Raw genomic sequence first — 18,328 nt, 5'->3', positions numbered from 1 at the left:
CGAAATCGCCCAGCTCGCGATACCGTGGACCCGTGAGCCTGACACCGCACCGCCGACTCGACCAAGCCCACGCCTGCGTAGTGACCACCGCGCGCGGCGTTCCGTGGTGGGGCGCCGTCCTGATCGCCGCAATCCTGACGGTGGGCGGCACCGCCTACGACATTGGCGCCAACAACGAACTGGGCTGGCCGTCCCGCACACTGTCGATCCTCGGCGCAGTGATCTCCGTGCTCGCCGTGCAGCGGCGCTCGATCTTCACTCCGATGGTGCAGCCGCCACTCGTCGTTGCCACGAGCTTGCTGATCTGTACCCTGATTTTCTCCAGCGGTGGGGTTCTTGATCTCGGAATCAAGCTGGTGGGGGCATTCCCCGCGATGGTGATGGCTACGGTCGCAGCTCTGATTCTGGGCATGATCCGGTTTATTGCCCAGCCACTTCACGGAAGCAGAGCTCGGCCCGTGAGCACCCACTACTAAGCTCTCAGCTACGAGGTGGCAGCCCGGATCTCGGCTGCTGGCCGCAGATCCTTGCGCAACTCCTTCGGCAACGAAAAGGTCAGCGTTTCTTTCGCGGCCGTAAAGACTTCAACATCCTCGAATCCACGTTCGGCAAGCCATTCCAGCACCCCCTCCACCAAATCCTCTGGCACTGAGGCTCCGGAGGTCAGGCCGATCGTGCTCACACCTTCCAACCATTTCTCGTCGATCTCATGGGCGTAATCCACGAGATAAGAAGTCCGGGCGCCGGCATCAAGCGCGACCTCCACGAGACGCACCGAGTTTGAGGAATTCCGAGAGCCCACCACCAGCAGCAAATCGCAATCGGAAGCTATCTGCTTCACCACTTCCTGGCGGTTCTGCGTGGCATAGCAAATATCGTCGCTCGGCGGCGCTGTCATCAGCGGAAACCGCTTACGCAACAGGCCAACCGTTTCCATCGTTTCGTCGACGCTGAGCGTTGTCTGGGACAGCCAAATCACCTTCGCCGGGTCCGCGACTTGCACCGCTTCAACATCGGCTGCGGTATCGACGATCTGGATCGAATCAGGGGCCTCACCGTAGGTACCTTCCACCTCTTCGTGGCCCTTGTGTCCGATCAACACGATGTCGTAGCCCTCGCCTGCGAAACGGACGACCTCTTTGTGCACTTTGGTCACCAGCGGGCATGTGGCGTCGATTACCCGTAAGTCCCTCTCGGCAGCTTCGGTGTGTACCGCTGGGGAAACACCATGCGCTGAGAACACCACCAGCGCCCCCTCTGGCACCTCGTCCGTCTGATCAACAAAGATCGCGCCGCGCCGTTGCAGCGTGCTGACCACGTGCTTGTTATGCACGATCTCCTTGCGGACGTACACGGGCGCGCCGTACTGCTCCAGCGCCTTCTCCACAGTGACGACCGCACGGTCAACCCCCGCGCAGTAGCCACGAGGGGCAGCGAGCAGGACACGGCGAAGTGGGGAAGTCATACTCCCGATGGTAGTTGTAGGGACGACAGGGCAGGCGCGGTTGCTCTCTGTGCAGCGTTGGATCTCACCTATTGCACACAATGTCGGTGCCATGAGGCAGGCTTATCCTCATGGCCACATCATTTCCATTCGTGCTTCGAATTGCAGCTGGCGTCGTCTCCGACACGGTAGATGCCATCCGCCGCCTTCCCGCCGAGCTTCCCAATGTGGGTGTCAGCCTCGTCGGGCGTGCCGCAAAGCTCACATTCACCCTCAATCAGGAGCTATCCGAACTCGCAATTCGAGGTGATCAAGCGCTATCCATGCTCAGCGGGTCTGATAAGGCACCGCCAGAGCGCACCGCCTGGTCCACCATCGACGACGAAGACGAAGTAGCAGCGGCCGACCCCCAGTCGGCTGCCCACTGGGATTCGGTGGCGGTAGCCCTGGCCGATGCCATTGGAGCAGATGACGCTGATTCACCGGACGCCATAGATCTGATAGCCACAGGTCCGAATCCCGCAGCTCCAAAGACCACAGCTCCAAAGACCACAGCCCCAAAGACCACAGCCCCAAAGACCACAGCTCCAAAGACCACAGCTCCAAAGACCACACCTCGGAAGAGTGCTGCGGCTACAACCTCGGCGGCGGCCACCCGAAAAAAGCCAGCGGCGGCTAAAACTCTGGGCGATGCGTCTGCAGTCCTCGACGGCGAACCCGCCGTAAGGCTCTCCGGTATCCAGACCGCGACGGGAGTGGACGCCGCGACCTTGCCGCTCGCGGGCCTTAAGGCAGAACTCAAGGCGATGGCGGCCGACGACGTGGCATCCCTGCTCGCTTTCGAGCATGGCCATAAGGCACGCCCGGCATTTCTCACGTTGCTGACCAACAGGCTCGCAACGCTCGCGAACAGCTGAGTGTGCCGATGACCTCCCAGGCGGAGCGACCTACCGTGCCGGACAAAGCCGCCGGTACGAGTCGGGAAAACCCTTGGCCGGTGCGGGCGCTTTCCCAACGGATGGCCGAGCACATCGCGAGGGCGCCGGCGGCGTGGATTGAGGGCCAAATCGCGCAAGCTAATATCCGCCCCAACAATTCGATTGCCTATCTGACCCTTCGTGACGCGTCGGCGGACATGTCCCTGCAAGTCACCTGCTTCAAAACCGTCATCGCCGGACTCACCCAGCCACCGGAAGAAGGTGACCGGGTTGTGGTGTTTGGGAAGTTCGAGTACTACACGGCACGGGGATCACTTTCCTTCCGGGTGAGCGAGATCCACCCCGTCGGGCTCGGCGAACTCCTGGCGAGGCTGCAACGGGTGCGGGCATTGTTGGCGGCGGAGGGTCTGGCCCTGCCGTCCCGCAAGAAGCAGCTGCCCTTCTTGCCTCAAGTTGTCGGACTCATCACGGGGCGAGCCAGTGCCGCAGAATCAGATGTCCTGGTCAACGCCCGCGCACGATGGCCCGCGGTAATTTTTCGTGTCGAGAACCCCACGGTGCAGGGAGCGAGCGCAGTCCCCCAGATAATCGCTTGTCTGCGCAAACTCGACGCAGATCCCGACGTGGAGGTCATTATTCTGGCCCGTGGCGGTGGGTCAGTCGAAGACCTTCTCCCGTTCTCCGACGAAACTTTGTGCCGGGAAGTCGCCTCCTGCAAAACCCCAGTGGTCTCCGCCATTGGCCACGAGCCAGACCACCCGATCGTCGATGATGTCGCCGACGTTCGCTGCTCTACTCCTACTGACGCCGGTAAGCGGGTAGTCCCCGATGCCGTCGCCGAGTTCCGACAGATTGAACAGTTCCGGCTCCGAGCACGTCGGAGCCTGACGGGGTGGGTCAGCACTGAGACCGCAAAACTCAACGGGTTGCGATCTCGCGCCGTCCTGGCCGATCCGCACGGTCCCATCAACGCGCGCACCGACCAAGTGGAACGCTTCACGGTGCGAGCGCGTTCGCTCGTTTCGCGGACCATCGAACGCGAGCAATCCGTTCTGGAGCAACGGCTTTCGCAGCTCAGCGCGTTGGGTCCGGCCGCAACATTGCGACGTGGGTACGCGGTGGTACAGGTTGCTGGTCACGTCCTTCGGGATACGTCACAGGCCCCGGCCGGTTCCGCGCTGAGGGTACGCGTGGCCGACGGAGCGGTGCTAGCAATCAGTTCCGGGCCAGAGATGCCGACAACCCCATCAGGTACCAAAGACTCCGACTCCCGGAATACCTCCGCAACATCCGACTAAATCCACACGTGTTTTGTCCCGCTTCGAAACCTGAGGAATACCGATGAGCTCACCTAGAACAACAGTCGACACTTCGGGGACAGCCCCAGCCGCTGCGCCTCTCAGCGGAGCGGATGCTCCGCAACCCGCGATGTCCTACGAGGCAGCCCGCGACGAGTTGGCGAGCGTCGTGGCCACGCTCGAAGCCGGGGGGCTCGGGCTGGATGAGTCTTTGACGCTGTGGGAGCGGGGAGAGGCACTCGCTCGGACCTGCGCCACGTTCCTCGATGGGGCACGGCAACGAGTGGACACGGCTCTTACCCAAGCGGCGCAGAGCCAGAGCTAGACCTACTGCTTGACCACAGCTGCGGCCAATGTCTGGAACGCGGTGATATCTGCCGATCCGGTGATCATCAAGGTCACGCCGCCCACCGCCGTAACCCACGCGACTTCGGTGCGCTGACCGGGATAAACATCCCATTTCAATCCGCTGGCTTGGACTTGTCCGCTACCGCTGAGGCCCTGTCCAATTTCTTGAGCGACCACCACAGGCCCAGCCGCTGGCGACTCGACCAACGTGATGAACCGACCGTCCGGGAGTACCCAACCGCCGCGTGCCAGCGGTGCGCCCTGGGCGCCCGTAGCTGGATTGTTGATCGAAAAGGAATTCCCGATCCAATTCGAGGGCAACCCTTTTGGTACCACGGTGGCGAACTCTAAGGTCGCACCTGCGCGGCTAAACCCGTCGGTGACATCGGCGGTCAGCGTCTCACCCTCCGCGGGTCCGCCGGGCTGAAAGGACCAGCCCCCCATCGCTCCCACCACCAGGAGTAACGCCACCACAAGAACAGCCACTGCTACACCCATGTCGCGCATGGTCGCATTACGTCGGTCAGCCACGCCTTCTATGGTTGCACGATCCGCGACCGGCGGGGTGGAGCTGACCGCTCTGACTTCGCACCGGGAACCGATCGAGCGCTGCAGACCCTCCTCATCCGTGGCGTGTAGCCCTCTCAACGAGGCTGAGACCCATCACACGGCTACCCGATGGCGACGTTGGACCCCGCGAAGCGATAACGTCGTTTCCATGGCAGAACACAATGGCGAGTTCCGCATCGAACACGACACCATGGGTGAAGTGCGCGTGCCTCGCGACGCAAAGTATCAGGCTCAAACTCAACGAGCCGTAGAAAACTTCCCTATCTCGGGACGAGGTCTGGAGCGATCTCAGATTAGAGCGTTGGCCCTGATCAAAGCAGCGGCAGCCAAGATCAACGCCGAGCTGGGGGTGATTTCAGGCGATGTTGCAACGTTGATTAGCACGGCTGCAACGTCCGTGGCCGATGGCGACTGGGATGGCGAATTCCCGATTGACGTGTTCCAAACCGGTTCCGGCACCAGTTCCAATATGAATACCAACGAGGTGATTGCGACGTTGGCCAACGAGTCCGCTTCCGCAGCCACCCCGCAAGGCCCAAAAGTCCACCCCAACGACCACGTGAATGCTTCACAGTCTAGCAACGACGTTTTCCCGACATCTATCCACGTGGCAGCGACAGAGGCCGTCGTACGGGATCTGATCCCGGCACTTGACTACCTTTCCCGCGCGCTAGGCCGAAAGGCCGAAGAGTGGGCAACCGTGGTCAAATCCGGTCGCACACACCTGATGGATGCCACCCCGGTAACCCTGGGCCAAGAGTTCGGTGGCTATGCGGCTCAAGTCCGTTACGGCATCGAGCGCCTTGAGTCGTCGCTGCCGCGGCTGGCCGAGCTGCCACTGGGCGGGACAGCGGTCGGCACCGGCATCAACACTCCCCGGGCTTCTCCGCAAAGGTGATCAGCGAGTTGGCTAGCGTTACGGGCCTGCCGTTCACCGAGGCGCGCAACCACTTCGAGGCCCAAAGCGCTCGCGACGGTCTGGTCGAAACTTCAGGCCAACTGCGCACTATCGCTGTCGGACTCACCAAAATCTGCAACGATATTCGATGGATGGGTTCGGGGCCTCGTGCGGGCTTAGCGGAGATCCACCTGCCGGACCTGCAACCCGGATCCTCCATCATGCCGGGGAAAGTTAATCCTGTTCTCCCGGAGGCCACACTGATGGTCGCCGCTCAGGTGATCGGGAATGACGCCACCGTCGCTTTCGCCGGGTCTCAGGGGAACTTCGAACTCAATGTGATGTTCCCGGTAATGGCGCGCAACCTCCTGGAGTCGATCCGGCTCATCGCCAATGTCTCCCGGTTGTTGGCGGACCGGTGCATCGACGGGATCGTCGCCGACGTTGACCGTTGCCTGGCATATGCGGAGTCGTCCCCGTCAATCGTGACGCCGCTGAATAAGTACATCGGCTACGAGGAGGCCGCCTCCATCGCAAAGCAGGCTCTGAAACAGAACAAAACCATCAAAACGGTGGTTCTGGAACGTGGTCACGTCACAGATGGCACATTGACCGCCGACCAACTCGACGCGGCTTTGGATGTTCTGTCAATGACGCACCCGTAAAGCCCTCGCCCCGCCGCACCCCGAGAGCGAAAGAGAAGCGGGGCCGGTCACTTTTCAGTGGCCGGCCCCGCTGTCGCGGGGGGACGCCGTATCGCGGTCGCGGGGGGACGCCGTATCGCTGTCGCGTGGGGACGCGGTATCTCGCGGGTTGACCGAAGTCAGGTGTCAGGAAGTCGTACCGTGCCCGTCGTCAGAATCATCTAAAACCGGTGCGGCCGAGGGTGGATCGGCCTCGCCACTTGTTCGCGTCGGTGGAACCTGCCAGACCGATGTAGCTCCCTCGGGTCCAGCGTCATCGGCGTGGACAGCGTACGCACCAGGATCGGATTCAGCGCCAGAGTCAGATTCAGTGCCAGAGCCAGAGTCGGCCGGGCTGAAAGCACCGTCTCCCGATGTTTCATCAAAGGCCGGTCGCCACTGCGACGTACTTGGCCCAGAGTCGGGCGAAATCGGCTGCCGCGCGGATGACGGCATCTGCGGGGTTGCTGGCTGGTCCTGAGCGGGCGCGGGGAACCACGCGGTCGGCTCATCGGTCGGTGACGCGCCCGCTCCGGGGTGCTGTGGCGTCTGGATGCGTTGCGTTGTGACATCGGGGGTGTACCCACCTTGGCCGGAATACAGCGCCGGGCCGTCGGAGTGGTTATGACCGGACAAGAGATGGAAGTCGCTACCGGAGTATCCGTAAGCGGCTGCCTCTTCGGGCGATTCCTCGAGCAGCGTCTGCGGTTCCGGCTCGCTGCTGACCCTGGCTTCGGCCAAGAGGAGGTTCTTATCCTCCTCTTCGGCGACCAGGATGGATTCCCGACGTCGGGATAGGTACACCGCGCCTGTCACCCCGCCGACGATCAACACCACAATGATGACGACCCACAGCCAGGCGAGATTGCTGCCCGACTTCTGGTCCGGAGCTGCTACCGCCGCGGTGGACTCCGCAGTGGTTACCGCGCTTTCTGATGTCGCGCTCTGTGTGCTGACCTCGGCTGAGCTGGTCGGGGCAACGCTGGCGCTTGTTGGCTCCGATGTGGTGACAGCGCTTGTGGTGCTGGGCGCTGCGGCGGCCACTACGGTGAACTCCGCGGTTCCGACTGTTCCTGACTCGACGCCGACCGCCTGAACACTGTGCAGTCCCGGCAGCAAATCTTTGGTGATGGGGAACGTGATGGTGACAACCCCGGCGCTGCTCGCAACAACCGGGGGGAGAGCGACAGGAGTTGAGAATACGGTGACGCCGACCTGCTCTCCCGGCTTGAACTGGGCGAAGACAACGGTCTGGGTACCGCCAACGGCCACCTCCGGACTGACCACGGACTGCGCTCCCACTGTCAGCGGAGCCGACGGCGGATCAATCGTGGTGGGGGTGGTTTCTGTTGTGGGCGTCGGCGTGCTCGTTCTCGGCGCGCTGGTACTCGCGGGAGTGCTGGCAGTGCTGGCAGGGGAGCTTGCAGGCGGAGCATCTGATGCAAAGGTGACTGGAATGAGTAAGTCGGCTGCTCGCTTCGCCGGGTCTCCCGTGGTCCGGGCAATAATGACGCAGTCGGCGTCGCCGCACACGGGCCCGACCCCGTCAGGGCTGGTGAGGACAATGTTGGCGGTGAACCCTTTGCCCGTCCATGCAACCCGGTTCCCCAGCGCCGGATCGTTGGACACCGTTGCCCACGCCTTGGAGGTGTTGGCGTCTGGAATTGACCCTCCGAGGCAATTGAGAAGTGGGGTTTCCGCTGCCGCCGATTTGTTGCACAGCGCCACGTAGACGTTGTTGGCGGGGTCAAAGCCCGCACCGGTCACGGCAATGGTCGCTCCAGATGGCGTCAGCGTGATGACGCTCTCGGCTGTCAGGGTTCGCATGTCTGCTGCGTCTGTGGAAGTCACTGGCGTCGCTGCTACGGCAGCAGGACGCACCGTCACGGCATCCGCCCCAGCGAAAGCGGGTGAGTTGGCCACCACGATGAAGGCACCGCAGGTCGCCAACGCCAGTAAAGAAGCACTGATACGGCCACGCTGCATAAGAATCCTCCTAGAGTGAGCTACCTGCCAACGGTAGAGCATGGGAAGTGTCCGCTTCCGCCGTCGCGTGCGGACCACCCAGACAAATCCGGCCAGCTGGGCAGCAGATTCAGCCCACTTCCGGAAACTCCAGCAACTCGGTGACGAGCGCGGCGATCGGCGAACGTTCCGACCGGGTCAGCGTGATGTGCGCGAACAACGGGTGCCCCTTCAGCGTCTCGACAACGGCGGCGATTCCGTCATGACGTCCGACCCGCAAATTGTCCCGTTGCGCCACGTCGTGCGTGAGGACCACGCGAGAGTTCGTGCCCATCCGAGAAAGCACTGTGAGCAACACATTTCGCTCCAGTGACTGTGCCTCGTCGACGATGACGAATGAGTCGTGCAGTGATCGTCCGCGAATGTGGGTGAGTGGAAGAACCTCGAGCATGCCGCGAGCTATCACCTCCTCGACGATGGCCGGCGACACCACGGCGCTGAGTGTGTCGAACACCGCCTGCGCCCATGGACCCATCTTTTCGCTTTCGCTGCCCGGCAGGTACCCCAGTTCCTGACCGCCCACCGCGTACAGCGGCCGGAAGACCACCACTTTGCGATGCGCCTTGCGTTCGAGCACAAGTTCGAGGCCCGCGCACAACGCAAGTGCCGACTTACCGGTACCCGCGCGCCCGCCGAGGGACACAATGCCAACCTCATCGTCCATCAGCAGCTCGAGTGCGAGGCGCTGCTCGGCGCTGCGGCCGCGAATCCCGAAGGCCTCCCTTTCTCCACGCACCAACCGAACCTGCTTACCCGCAGTCACCCGACCCAGCGCCGAGCCGGAAGCGGTAATGAGCTTCAACCCCGTATGGCACGGCAACTCTCGCGCCTCGTCGAGGTCGATAACGCTGTTTGCGAAGAGGGCATCCAGAACATGTGACCCCACTTCAATCTCGGTGGTGCCTGTCCAGCCGGAGGGGACGACGTCATGGGCGCGGTACTCGTCCGCGGGCAGTCCAACCGCAGATGCCTTGACCCGCAAGGGCATATCTTTGGTCACCAAGGTGACTGCGCGGCCCTCTGCGGCGAGGTTGAGTGCACACGCGAGGATTCGAGAGTCGTTGCTATCGTTTCGAAACCCGAGCGGGAGGATCGACGGGTCCGTGTGGTTGAGCTCGACATGCAGGGTGCCACCATCCACTCCCATCGGAACCGGGGCGTCTAGCCGGCCGTGTTCAATCCGGAGATCGTCGAGCAATCGCAGCGCTTCCCGTGCAAAATAGCCAAGTTCGGGATGGTGCCGCTTTGCCTCCAACTCGCTAATAACGATGAGCGGCAGCACCACTTCGTGCTCGGCGAAACGGGTAAGCGCTGCGGGATCGCTGAGCAGCACCGAGGTATCGATGACGTAGGTTTGCCTCCTCCCGTGTGGGGGTTGCATCGTTTTCGACGCTTCGGGGTGGTTCCCACGGGCAGGTGAAGTGTTGGCTGGATGTGACGTATGTACCGCTCGGTCTAGGGACACGGGCTATCTCCCGCGGGTGCGGCATCACGCACCCGGCAACCTCGAAGTTTTCGGGAAGTTCCTCACGCCCGCCGCTGACCACCAAGGCTCAGCTGCGACCGCGGCGGCCGGATGCCGGCCCCCTCGCAAACTGTGGCTGACCACATTTCACGATCGAAACCTCCCGTCCAGGTCGCTTCCCCGCGGCCCGTGAGTCGAGACGCTACGCGCCCCTATCGCGGCCAAAGGCGAAGACACGCAACGAATGTGTGAACGTTTGGTGTCGAAATGATCAGCGGTGCGGCGCGTCTAAAATGGCCGTCACAGGGGGGAACTGACCGGCGCGAGCGGCAACTTCACCCTGACAGCCAGCCCACCTGTTTGGGCGTGCGCGGCACTCACTGTGCCGCCGTGGGCTTTGACGATAGCGGCCACAATGGAAAGGCCCAGGCCAGCCCCACCACTTTCCCTGCTCCGCGCCGCATCCTCTCGGTAGAAGCGGTCGAAAAGCTTTGCTAGCGAATCAGTTCCGACTCCCGGGCCGTTGTCACTGACCTCGATCACGACACTGCGTCCCGCCGGGATGATGGCCACCGTTGCGGCGGTGCCCGCCGGCGTATGGGTCCGGATATTGGCGAGGAGGTTGGCGAAGAGTTGATGCAACCGGAGTCTGTCCCCCAAAACCCTGGGCACCTGTGCTGCGAAGCCCCCGGCCGCGAACCCGGGAGCCCCCAACCCGCCCGCCCCGAACCCGGGGCTGCCTGCGCCGAGACCGGCCATCCGCCATACCCGGCTCGGGTCGATCGCAGCTGCATCGTCCACCACTCCGGTCAATAATTCTGCAAGGTCCACCGACTCCGTGTGCATCGATTCGGTGGCGTCGGCCTGCATCAGCGTCAGCAAGTCATTGACCAGCGCGGCCATCCGCCGTGACTCAAAACCCATGCGCTGCATGGCACGTGCGACAGCGGCATCTTCGGGGAGTGCGCCAGCGGCGTAAAGATCGGTGTAGCCGCGCACGGCCGCCACGGGGGTGCGCAACTCGTGGGAGGCGTCGGCAACAAACTGTCGTAGGCGCGCTTCGGCGGCCTGCCGTTCATCCAATAACGCGCTAATCCCATCCAGCATGTCGTTGAAGGCATTGCCGAGGCGCTCCACCTCGACCCCGGAGTGGGCGGCATCAACTCGACGGTTGATGTCTCCGGCAGCGATCTGGTCGGCAGCTATCGCCATCTCTTCCAACGATTTGAGTTCGCGTCTGATCAGCAACGAAGCTGCCGCCCCTAGGAGGATCAGCAACCCGACCGAAATCACCAGCTCAGCCACTACCAGTTTGTCCAACGTGGATTCGATATCTTCGATGGGCGACCACACCACGAGGGTCACGGGCATGCCGTCATCGGATAGCAACAGGGACAGCGCCCGGTACGGTTCGCCCGTTGCCGCCTTCAAGGTGATGGGCGAACTCACGTCGGCATTACCGATGACGGGGCCCTCGGCGCCGTCTGCGGTGGGGATAGTGAGCACCAATCCGCCGCGCTGGATCACTGTCCAGCCGATCTCTCCGCGCAGTGGATTATTCGACGCGGATCGTTGCAAGCTTTGCGATGAGACGGTCGGTGGGAGGGAGGCGATCATCGCGGTGAGGTTGGCGTCGCGGCTACTCATCAACGAAGCTCGGACCACGATGGGCAGCGCGATATCGGCCACTATCAAGGCCACCGCGGCTACCGCAATTACCAACCCAATAAGTTTCGCCCGCAGCGACCAGCGGCGTCTGGGAAGTACGTTCTCGTTCGGCGGGTTGAACGAATAAGCAGAATCCGAACCAAGCGCGTCGATGATGATCGGGATCGGCGCGGTGTTGGGTCCCCCTGCGGGAAAGTCTTCTGCTTCCCCATCGACAGGTCCAGACCCGAGGGATGAAAACATTTCTGACGACGCCGCGCCCAGCGGCACCGCAGGCGCAGGGTCGTCGCCGCCCCGGCCAAGACCCCTACTTTCGTTGGCCACGCAGCACGTATCCGAAGCCGCGGTGTGTGAACAGCAGCGGCGTTTCGGCCCCGGAATCGATCTTGCGTCGGAGATAAGAAATGTAGGTTGCGACCACGGAATCGTCGCCATAGAAGTCGGTGCCCCAGACCGCGTCCAGCAATTGTTGCCGGGATAGTACGACGTTTGCGTTGATCATCATGTGACGCAAAAGCTTATATTCGGTGGGAGCGAGGTCGATGATCTGACCCGCGCGCGTGACTTGGTAGGTCTCCTCGTCCAGCTCAAGATCGGAGACGCGGAGCACCACCGAGCTGTCGTCGTCCGGCCGCACGCGTCGGAGCACTGCGGCTACGCGAGCCGCAAGCTCCTCCAGCCCAAAGGGTTTGGTCACGTAGTCGTCACCGCCGGCCGTAAGTCCGGCGATCTTGTCCGCGGGGGTGTCGCGAGCGGAGAGGAACAGCACCCCGGCATCAACGCCCGCGGCCCGGATCTTCCGCATCACTTCCAGTCCGTCAAAGTCGGGCAGCATCACGTCCAAAATCACCAGGTCAGGATTCTGCGCGATCGCTGCTTTGACCGCCTCCCGGCCTGTAGCCGCGGTGCTCACCTCGTACCCCAGGAAACGCATTGAGGTGGCAACAATGTCCTGCAACGACGGTTCGTCGTCTACTACCAACAGTCGGGCCTGATCAGCCATAGCGTGTTCCCCTTACCTCGCGCACCACCGATGGGTTCTGCGCATGTCAGATCACCACGAAGTGACGACCCACGGATGCTGGCCCTGTCACCGACCATTGTCCCTGAGCACATCAGATCACGGCCGGAGGCAGATGGGGGTGGAATGGGAAACCCGTGTGACCAGCAACCTCAGTGAGCCAGGGCACGCATCTCCGCTTGCACCACAGACGGGGTCAGCGGTTCGTCTAGCAACCGTTGGAACCGGGTAAGTGCGCTCTGCCCAACCGGCCGAGCCTCAAGCCACGGCCGCAGTAGCCGCTCCCCTTCCACATAGGTGGATGTGTAGGCGCGCCACAGCGGATCCGACATGAATCTGAGCATCTGGCGCGCTCGGGCCTCGTCCACCATCAGCCACCGCTTCATGTACGCAATGACTACATCTGGGTCGGTTCCTTTGTCGTGCAACATGATTGCCGCGTTCTGCCGGACGGTGTTCAACGGTCGGAGCGCGATCTCCAGAGCTTCGGCGAGGTCCGGGTCGTATGTTGGGCCGATGCCAGCGAGCACACCTTGGGCCCAACGGGCCCAGCCCGGTCCCACCGCGGCTGTCAACGCTAGGTCTCCAAGCCCTTCGGCCATCAGACATTGCGGAGTGTTCACCAGAAAGATGGTCTGCTCCTGCTGGTCTGCCTGCTGCACCAACAGCGACTCTTTGCGGCAGTGTTCGGTGTGGTGCCCGGGGTAGCACTCGTGGGCAACCAGCACGGGAAGCTGACTCATGCGGTGGCCGATATCGGCGTTTACCGCCACCCGCGAGGTGAAGTTGCCCAGGTAGTAATTAAATCCACTCCACGCAACATCACGTTCGATTTCGAAGCCAATATGCTCGTCCAGACCAGTCAAGCCCGTGGGTTCGACGACCCGCTCACGAAGCGCCGCGGCGAGGGTGGCCACCGCTTTTTCGACGAGCTCCGGCGGGCAGGCTTCTTGGGCTCGCAGCGCGCTCAGCCGGTCGCCGAGATCGCCGACGCCCCCGATCAAATCCGAGACGTCCTGGTGCGCCTGTTCGTAATCCTGCGTGGGGATCTCGGCAATCTCGACCTGAAAATACGAGTGCACCTCGGAGATGAAAGAAAGATTCTCACCTGCCAAGACCGCACCGCCGACCGCGAGTGCGTCCAAATGGCTGGTGATGAAGGCCGCGCGGTCAGGGGTCAGATCGGTATTGGCCACCTCGGCCGACAGCTGCGCCGCCTGCCGCCCCAGCTCGGCTGGGTCGGGTTGTTCCTCACCTGCCACCTGCGCTTTCAGTGCCGGATCACCGAAATAGGCATCGACGTAACCTTCGACGACGCGGTCGAATCGAAGTCCAAGTTTGAGGTATTCCGTTACCAGATTCACCTCCCAGACGTTACGCCGCAGGGATCTGCCCGGGCAGTGCTTCGCACTCAGGTGCCGAACCGGCGGTGCCTGGCGGCGTAGTCGCGCAGTGCGCGAAGAAAATCAACGCGGCGAAAATCTGGCCAATACGCATCAGTAAACCAAAACTCCGAGTGCACGCTCTGCCACAGCAGGAAACCGCCCAGCCGCTGCTCCCCCGACGTCCGGATCACCAGGTCCGGGTCCGGTTGACCCGAGGTGTAGAGGTGCTCGCCGATAGCGTCGACGTCAAGTTCGGCGAAGAGTTCTTCGCCGGTGAGCCCTTCATCAGCTTTGTGACGCAGCAGCGACTTCACCGCATCCGCAATTTCCTGTCGGCCGCCGTATCCCACTGCGACATTGACCTGCACACCTGTCCGGCTTTCGGTGCGTAATTCTGCGGCCGACAGTCGCGTCTGCATTTGGGCTGGGAGGCGTTCCAAAGCGCCAACGATACGTAGCTTCCAAGGCTGACCCGGCGCGGCAAGCTCGTCGACCACATCGGTGATGATCTCGAGCAATGGCTCCAGCTCGTCCAACGGGCGCCGCAAATTGTCAGTAGACAGGAGCCACAGAGTCACCAGGCTTATCTCTGCTTGCTGGCACCACTGCAGCAGTTCCGTGATGTGGGCAGCGCCGGCCCGGTGGCCGTCGTTCGGATCGGTGAGTCCAGCTTTTCGCGCCCACCGCCGATTGCCGTCGAGCATCACCCCCACGTGATGCGGACGCTGCGCCCCAATCAGGTCGTGGGTGAGTTTGGATTCGTACACGCGGTACAGCAGAGCGGGCCATCTCACGCAGCGGACCTTACTCGCCGCTGCGCTCTGCGCGTGTGAGAAACAGCGGTCCGAGCGTGCGGGGTTGGGACATCATGCGTGGTGACGCTGCTCATCACACCCTGCGAGAGTGTGCTGGCCTGTAACCTTGACCACGTGACAGACACCCGAGAACTTGCCCCAGCAGGCCTCAAGCCGAGGGCGCGTGGCTGGATTCACTTCTACTCGGCGATCGTTGCCGTCGTTGTCGGAATAGCCCTCGTTGTCGTCGCCGCCAGCACCGATGGGACGAAGGCAGCTCTCGCATGTGCGGTGTACGCCGTCACCATCATCGGGCTTTTTTCGATCAGCGCTACCTACCATCGGCACAATTGGGTTTCGCCCAGGGCGCGTACGTGGATGAAGCGCGCCGACCACTCGATGATCTTTTTGTTCATCGCGGGCACCTACACGCCGTTTGCGTTATTGGCCCTGCCGTCCACTACTGGCCGCTGGGTGTTGATTGTGGTGTGGGCTGGCGCCGTCGCAGGCGTTGTACTGAAGATGGGCTGGCCGCATTCCCCGCGTTGGGTGGGGGTACCGGTGTATATCGCGCTGGGCTGGGTCGCGATTTTCATCATCCCGGATCTGTTGAAGTACGCCGGAGTGGCTCCGGTCGTTCTGATGTGTGCCGGCGGGCTTTTCTACACCGTCGGCGCAATCCTTTACGCCATCCGTAAGCCCAACCCGTGGCCCGGGGTGTTCGGTTACCACGAGTTTTTCCACGCGTGCGTATCGCTTGCCGCCCTGTGCCACTGCGTCGCGGTGTGGATCATCCTGCTGTCGAACTAGTCGCGCAAAAATGCGGTGCCCCCCGCGCTGGGGGGACACCGCATATTTTTTGACGCATGAGGGCCTGCCCGATTAGCTGAGCTTGGGTCCTTGATCGCGCAGCTTCGAAACCTCTTCCATCGCGCCACGCAGTTCTCCCAGCCAGACGCTGGCATTCTCGCCGACCAAACGAACGGCCCAGGCTAAAGCTTCGGAGCGAGACCGGGCGACGCCCGCGTCGATCAGGGTGTCAAGAACCTGCCGATCGGACTGCCGCAGCCGCGTCATCACTGGCACCGACAGCGTGGTGAAGAGCTGTTCAGTGGCGCCGATCCGAGCCCCCCACGAAATGTGTCGCCCATAGCGATGTTCGGCTTGCCGGGCGATGTCGATTCGCTCTTCTCGGGTTTCCTCCCGAAAGCGCGCAATGCGGCCATCCTCTGCCGCCGCTAGAGCCGCGGCATCTGCCGAAGCATCAACGGCGCCGGACGAGGGCGGGGCGAGTTCGCCGACGACGGTGATTTCGTCGCGGTCGACAGAAACGGTGGGTGCGCTAACGAACCAGCCATCTGGCAACCGGCCAGCAAACCAGCCAGCCGCATCCGAGGCGTCGGGTCCATCGGCGCCCGGGCCCCGACCCCCGGCACCCCGACCCCCGGCACCGCGCCCTCCGGCCCCGCGCCCTCGGGGGCCAAAGCCTTTGCCCGCGCCGAAGCCCCGGCCGCCGTGCCCGCCAAAGGGGCCTTCGTTGACGCCGGTAGCTGATTGATCTGTTCCTGCAAATAGGGGTCTCACAGTTGTTCTCCTTCAATGGCGAAGCATGTCGTGCCTCCGTCACAGCGGCGGAGGCTCCTATGATTACATGCTTACATACTTTACAACTGCAAGAGGTGAGTAATCATTCCCGCAATGTCGGGAACACTGTCAACCCTCTGATCAGAAAGACTCTGAGCTGCATAAATAGAGATGCCAGCGGGGGTGATCTAGTGCCTCAATAGATCCGCAAGGTCGCCGACAGTGGTTACAGGCTTATCGCAGACAAATCCCCGACACACGTACGCCGTGGGTTTCCCGTTAACGCAGTCCCTGCCAGCCAGGAGGGGCCGACCGGAATCGGCCGCGTCATCGACACTCCCGACGTCAATGACGGACCCACCTGGTGCCGCTCGCCGGGCGGCACCGGCCAGTTCTTCCCGCTCCGGGCCGGGCAAGCCAAGAATGGCCACCTGCAGGGGGCCAGTGAGCATCGCCTCGGCCGTCGACAGCCACCGCCCTGCAGCACGCGGCTGCCGGCTGATTAACAGGGCTGCGCCACGCAGCGCCATCTCTGCCGCCTCACGAAGTGCTGTGTCACTGGTCAACGCGCTGTAGCCACACAAAGCGTCGGCGGCGGCGGATGCTCCCGCCGGAGTCGCTCCGTCGGTAGGATCCCGGGGCCGAATCACCAAAGCCGGTGCATCATCGGCGGTGTCGAAATATCCGCCCTCCCCGTCCGTGAAGTGCTCGCGGATGAGATCGAGCAACTCGCCAGCGGCCGTAAGATAATCGATCTGTCCAGTTGCCTGGTAGAGAGCCACAAGGCCATCGGCGAGGTCAGCGTGGTCACTCAGCACCGCAGAGGCATCGGCAGCCACACTGTCCCGCGAACTCCGTACCCAGCGTCCACCTGTCCGGTGCGCCGAAAATAGTGCCGCCACGGCAACTTTCGCTGCCTCGATCCACTCGGGGCGGTCGAGAGCCGAACCCGCCTCGGCCAATGCGGCTATTGCCAACCCATTCCAGCTCATAATCACTTTGTCGTCCCGGCTCGGCTGCGGCCGACCCGACCGGCTCAGCAACAGCCGGGCTCGAACATCGGCCCACCGATGTGCGTCGTCCGGGTCAGTTAACAGTTGCAGCACCGAGGAATCGTCTTCAAATGTGGCCACCGGACCTACCTCCAGCAGGTTGGCTGCCCACGCGCCGTCTGCCTCTCCGAGAACGTCGTCGAGTTCGCGAGGGGTCCACACATAGGTAAGACCCTCGACACCATCGGTGTCGGCGTCCAGCGCGGAGGCGAATGCTCCATTTTCCGTCCGCAAATCGGACAGAAGGAACTGCACTATTTCATCGCACACCCTCGCGGACAGCGAAGAGCCCGTCAACCGCGCATGGTGGGCATACACCCGGAGTAATAAAGCGTTGTCGTACAACATCTTTTCGAAATGTGGCACCACCCAGTCGGCGTCCACGCTATAGCGCGCAAAACCACCCGCCAGCTGGTCGTAGATTCCGCCACGGGCCATCGCCTCCAGCGTGCGGGTGGCTGCTGTCAGTGAGTCCACAGAGTTCGTTCTCTCGTAATGCCGCAACAGGAACTCGAGTGTCATCGACGGCGGGAACTTTGGAGCGCCACGGAAGCCGCCCCGGACCTGATCGAAGCTGCCCACAATCGTGGCGGCGGCATCGTCGAGCATCTCATTCGTCACCTCGCCGGCGGGCAGTGCTTGATTGGCGTCGCGCAATGCCTGCGTGATGGACTGCGCCGCACGCGAAATGGAGGCCTTATTATCCGTCCAGGTTTTCGAGATGGCCGTCAACAACTGCGTAAACGACGGCAACCCTGCGTGGGGTGTCGGAGGGTAGTAGGTGCCCGCGTAGAACGGGTGACCGGACGCGGTGAGGAACACCGTCATGGGCCAGCCGCCACGCCCTGTCAACGACTGGGTGGCCGACATATAGATGGCATCGATATCAGGTCGCTCTTCCCGATCGACCTTGATGGCGACGAAACCGGAGTTGATCAGTTCCGCTATGTCGGTATCTTCGAACGATTCGTGGGCCATGACATGGCACCAGTGGCAGTCCGCGTACCCCACGGACAGCAATATCGGTACGTCCCGGTCCGCCGCGCTCGCAAACGCCTCCTCACACCAGGGCCACCAGTCCACCGGGTTGTCGGCGTGCTGAGCGAGGTAAGGCGAGGTGGAACCGTGCAGTCTGTTGGCCATGCAACTACGCTA

General features: G+C 62.6%; 15 protein-coding genes and 1 pseudogene. 6 read left to right on the top strand and 10 right to left on the bottom strand.

Features of this window, described 5'->3' with window-relative positions; all coding sequences use genetic code 11:
• Positions 1-32 precede the first annotated feature (32 nt).
• Positions 33-476 carry a DUF6542 domain-containing protein gene (locus EH165_RS03725; protein WP_124798085.1) on the top strand — a complete coding sequence of 148 codons (444 nt, stop codon included), beginning with the start codon at positions 33-35 and terminating at the stop codon, positions 474-476.
• An 8-nt stretch (positions 477-484) separates the two neighbouring features.
• On the opposite strand, the gene EH165_RS03720 is transcribed toward EH165_RS03725, so the two are convergent.
• The gene (locus tag EH165_RS03720) at positions 485-1,465 is read right to left on the bottom strand and encodes a 4-hydroxy-3-methylbut-2-enyl diphosphate reductase (protein ID WP_124798084.1); all 981 of its coding nucleotides are present in this window, start codon (positions 1,463-1,465) and stop codon (positions 485-487) included.
• Between the two features lie 110 nt (positions 1,466-1,575).
• Between EH165_RS03720 and EH165_RS03715 the strand changes: the two genes are divergently transcribed.
• Genes EH165_RS03715 through EH165_RS03705 form a run of 3 tightly spaced genes read left to right on the top strand, consistent with a single transcriptional unit; the run spans position 1,576 to position 4,005 of the window.
• On the top strand, positions 1,576-2,361 hold the full coding sequence (locus EH165_RS03715; protein WP_124798083.1) for a lipid droplet-associated protein: 786 nt from the start codon (positions 1,576-1,578) through the stop codon (positions 2,359-2,361).
• An 8-nt stretch (positions 2,362-2,369) separates the two neighbouring features.
• A complete protein-coding gene (xseA, locus tag EH165_RS03710; protein ID WP_124798082.1) occupies positions 2,370-3,680 on the top strand; it encodes an exodeoxyribonuclease VII large subunit in 1,311 nt (436 codons plus the stop codon).
• A gap of 43 nt (positions 3,681-3,723) precedes the next feature.
• Positions 3,724-4,005 carry an exodeoxyribonuclease VII small subunit gene (locus EH165_RS03705; protein WP_206426085.1) on the top strand — a complete coding sequence of 94 codons (282 nt, stop codon included), beginning with the start codon at positions 3,724-3,726 and terminating at the stop codon, positions 4,003-4,005.
• A gap of 2 nt (positions 4,006-4,007) precedes the next feature.
• Here EH165_RS03705 and EH165_RS03700 read toward each other — a convergent pair whose 3' ends face one another.
• The gene (locus EH165_RS03700) at positions 4,008-4,559 is read right to left on the bottom strand and encodes a DUF4245 family protein (RefSeq protein WP_124798081.1); all 552 of its coding nucleotides are present in this window, start codon (positions 4,557-4,559) and stop codon (positions 4,008-4,010) included.
• A 187-nt stretch (positions 4,560-4,746) separates the two neighbouring features.
• Between EH165_RS03700 and EH165_RS16750 the strand changes: the two are divergent.
• A pseudogene (locus EH165_RS16750) lies at positions 4,747-6,161 on the top strand (class II fumarate hydratase).
• A gap of 165 nt (positions 6,162-6,326) precedes the next feature.
• On the opposite strand, the gene EH165_RS03690 reads toward EH165_RS16750, so the two are convergent.
• The 6 genes from EH165_RS03690 to EH165_RS03665 form a co-directional block, all read right to left on the bottom strand.
• On the bottom strand, positions 6,327-8,165 hold the full coding sequence (locus EH165_RS03690; RefSeq protein ID WP_124798080.1) for a YML083C domain-containing protein: 1,839 nt from the start codon (positions 8,163-8,165) through the stop codon (positions 6,327-6,329).
• Positions 8,166-8,274: 109 nt separating this feature from the next.
• Positions 8,275-9,585, bottom strand: coding sequence for a PhoH family protein (locus EH165_RS03685; protein WP_124798079.1), 1,311 nt, complete (start codon positions 9,583-9,585; stop codon positions 8,275-8,277).
• Between the two features lie 384 nt (positions 9,586-9,969).
• Positions 9,970-11,661, bottom strand: coding sequence for a sensor histidine kinase (locus EH165_RS03680; protein WP_164479112.1), 1,692 nt, complete (start codon positions 11,659-11,661; stop codon positions 9,970-9,972).
• On the bottom strand, positions 11,645-12,340 hold the full coding sequence (locus tag EH165_RS03675; protein ID WP_124798077.1) for a response regulator transcription factor: 696 nt from the start codon (positions 12,338-12,340) through the stop codon (positions 11,645-11,647). Before EH165_RS03675 ends, EH165_RS03680 begins: the two co-directional genes overlap by 17 nt.
• A gap of 170 nt (positions 12,341-12,510) precedes the next feature.
• On the bottom strand, positions 12,511-13,722 hold the full coding sequence (locus EH165_RS03670) for a DUF885 domain-containing protein (protein WP_124798076.1): 1,212 nt from the start codon (positions 13,720-13,722) through the stop codon (positions 12,511-12,513).
• Positions 13,723-13,769: 47 nt separating this feature from the next.
• Positions 13,770-14,537 carry an isoprenyl transferase gene (locus EH165_RS03665; protein ID WP_124798075.1) on the bottom strand — a complete coding sequence of 256 codons (768 nt, stop codon included), beginning with the start codon at positions 14,535-14,537 and terminating at the stop codon, positions 13,770-13,772.
• Positions 14,538-14,672: 135 nt separating this feature from the next.
• Between EH165_RS03665 and trhA the strand changes: the two genes are divergently transcribed.
• Entirely contained in the window at positions 14,673-15,347 is a 675-nt protein-coding gene (gene trhA, locus EH165_RS03660; protein ID WP_124798074.1) for a PAQR family membrane homeostasis protein TrhA, read from the top strand.
• Positions 15,348-15,419: 72 nt separating this feature from the next.
• Here trhA and EH165_RS03655 read toward each other — a convergent pair whose 3' ends face one another.
• Both EH165_RS03655 and EH165_RS03650 read right to left on the bottom strand, forming a co-directional pair.
• Positions 15,420-16,121 (bottom strand): hypothetical protein, encoded by a 702-nt coding sequence (locus EH165_RS03655; protein WP_206426084.1) that lies wholly within the window; start codon positions 16,119-16,121, stop codon positions 15,420-15,422.
• A gap of 188 nt (positions 16,122-16,309) precedes the next feature.
• Complete coding sequence (locus tag EH165_RS03650; RefSeq protein WP_124798073.1) at positions 16,310-18,316, bottom strand: thioredoxin domain-containing protein; 2,007 nt, start codon at positions 18,314-18,316, stop codon at positions 16,310-16,312.
• Positions 18,317-18,328: the final 12 nt, after the last annotated feature.

It is taken from the genome of Nakamurella antarctica (assembly GCF_003860405.1).
GTDB lineage: Bacteria > Actinomycetota > Actinomycetes > Mycobacteriales > Nakamurellaceae > Nakamurella > Nakamurella antarctica.
Note: the sequence above shows the minus strand (reverse complement) of the source record. Positions and strands in the feature narration are given on the sequence as shown.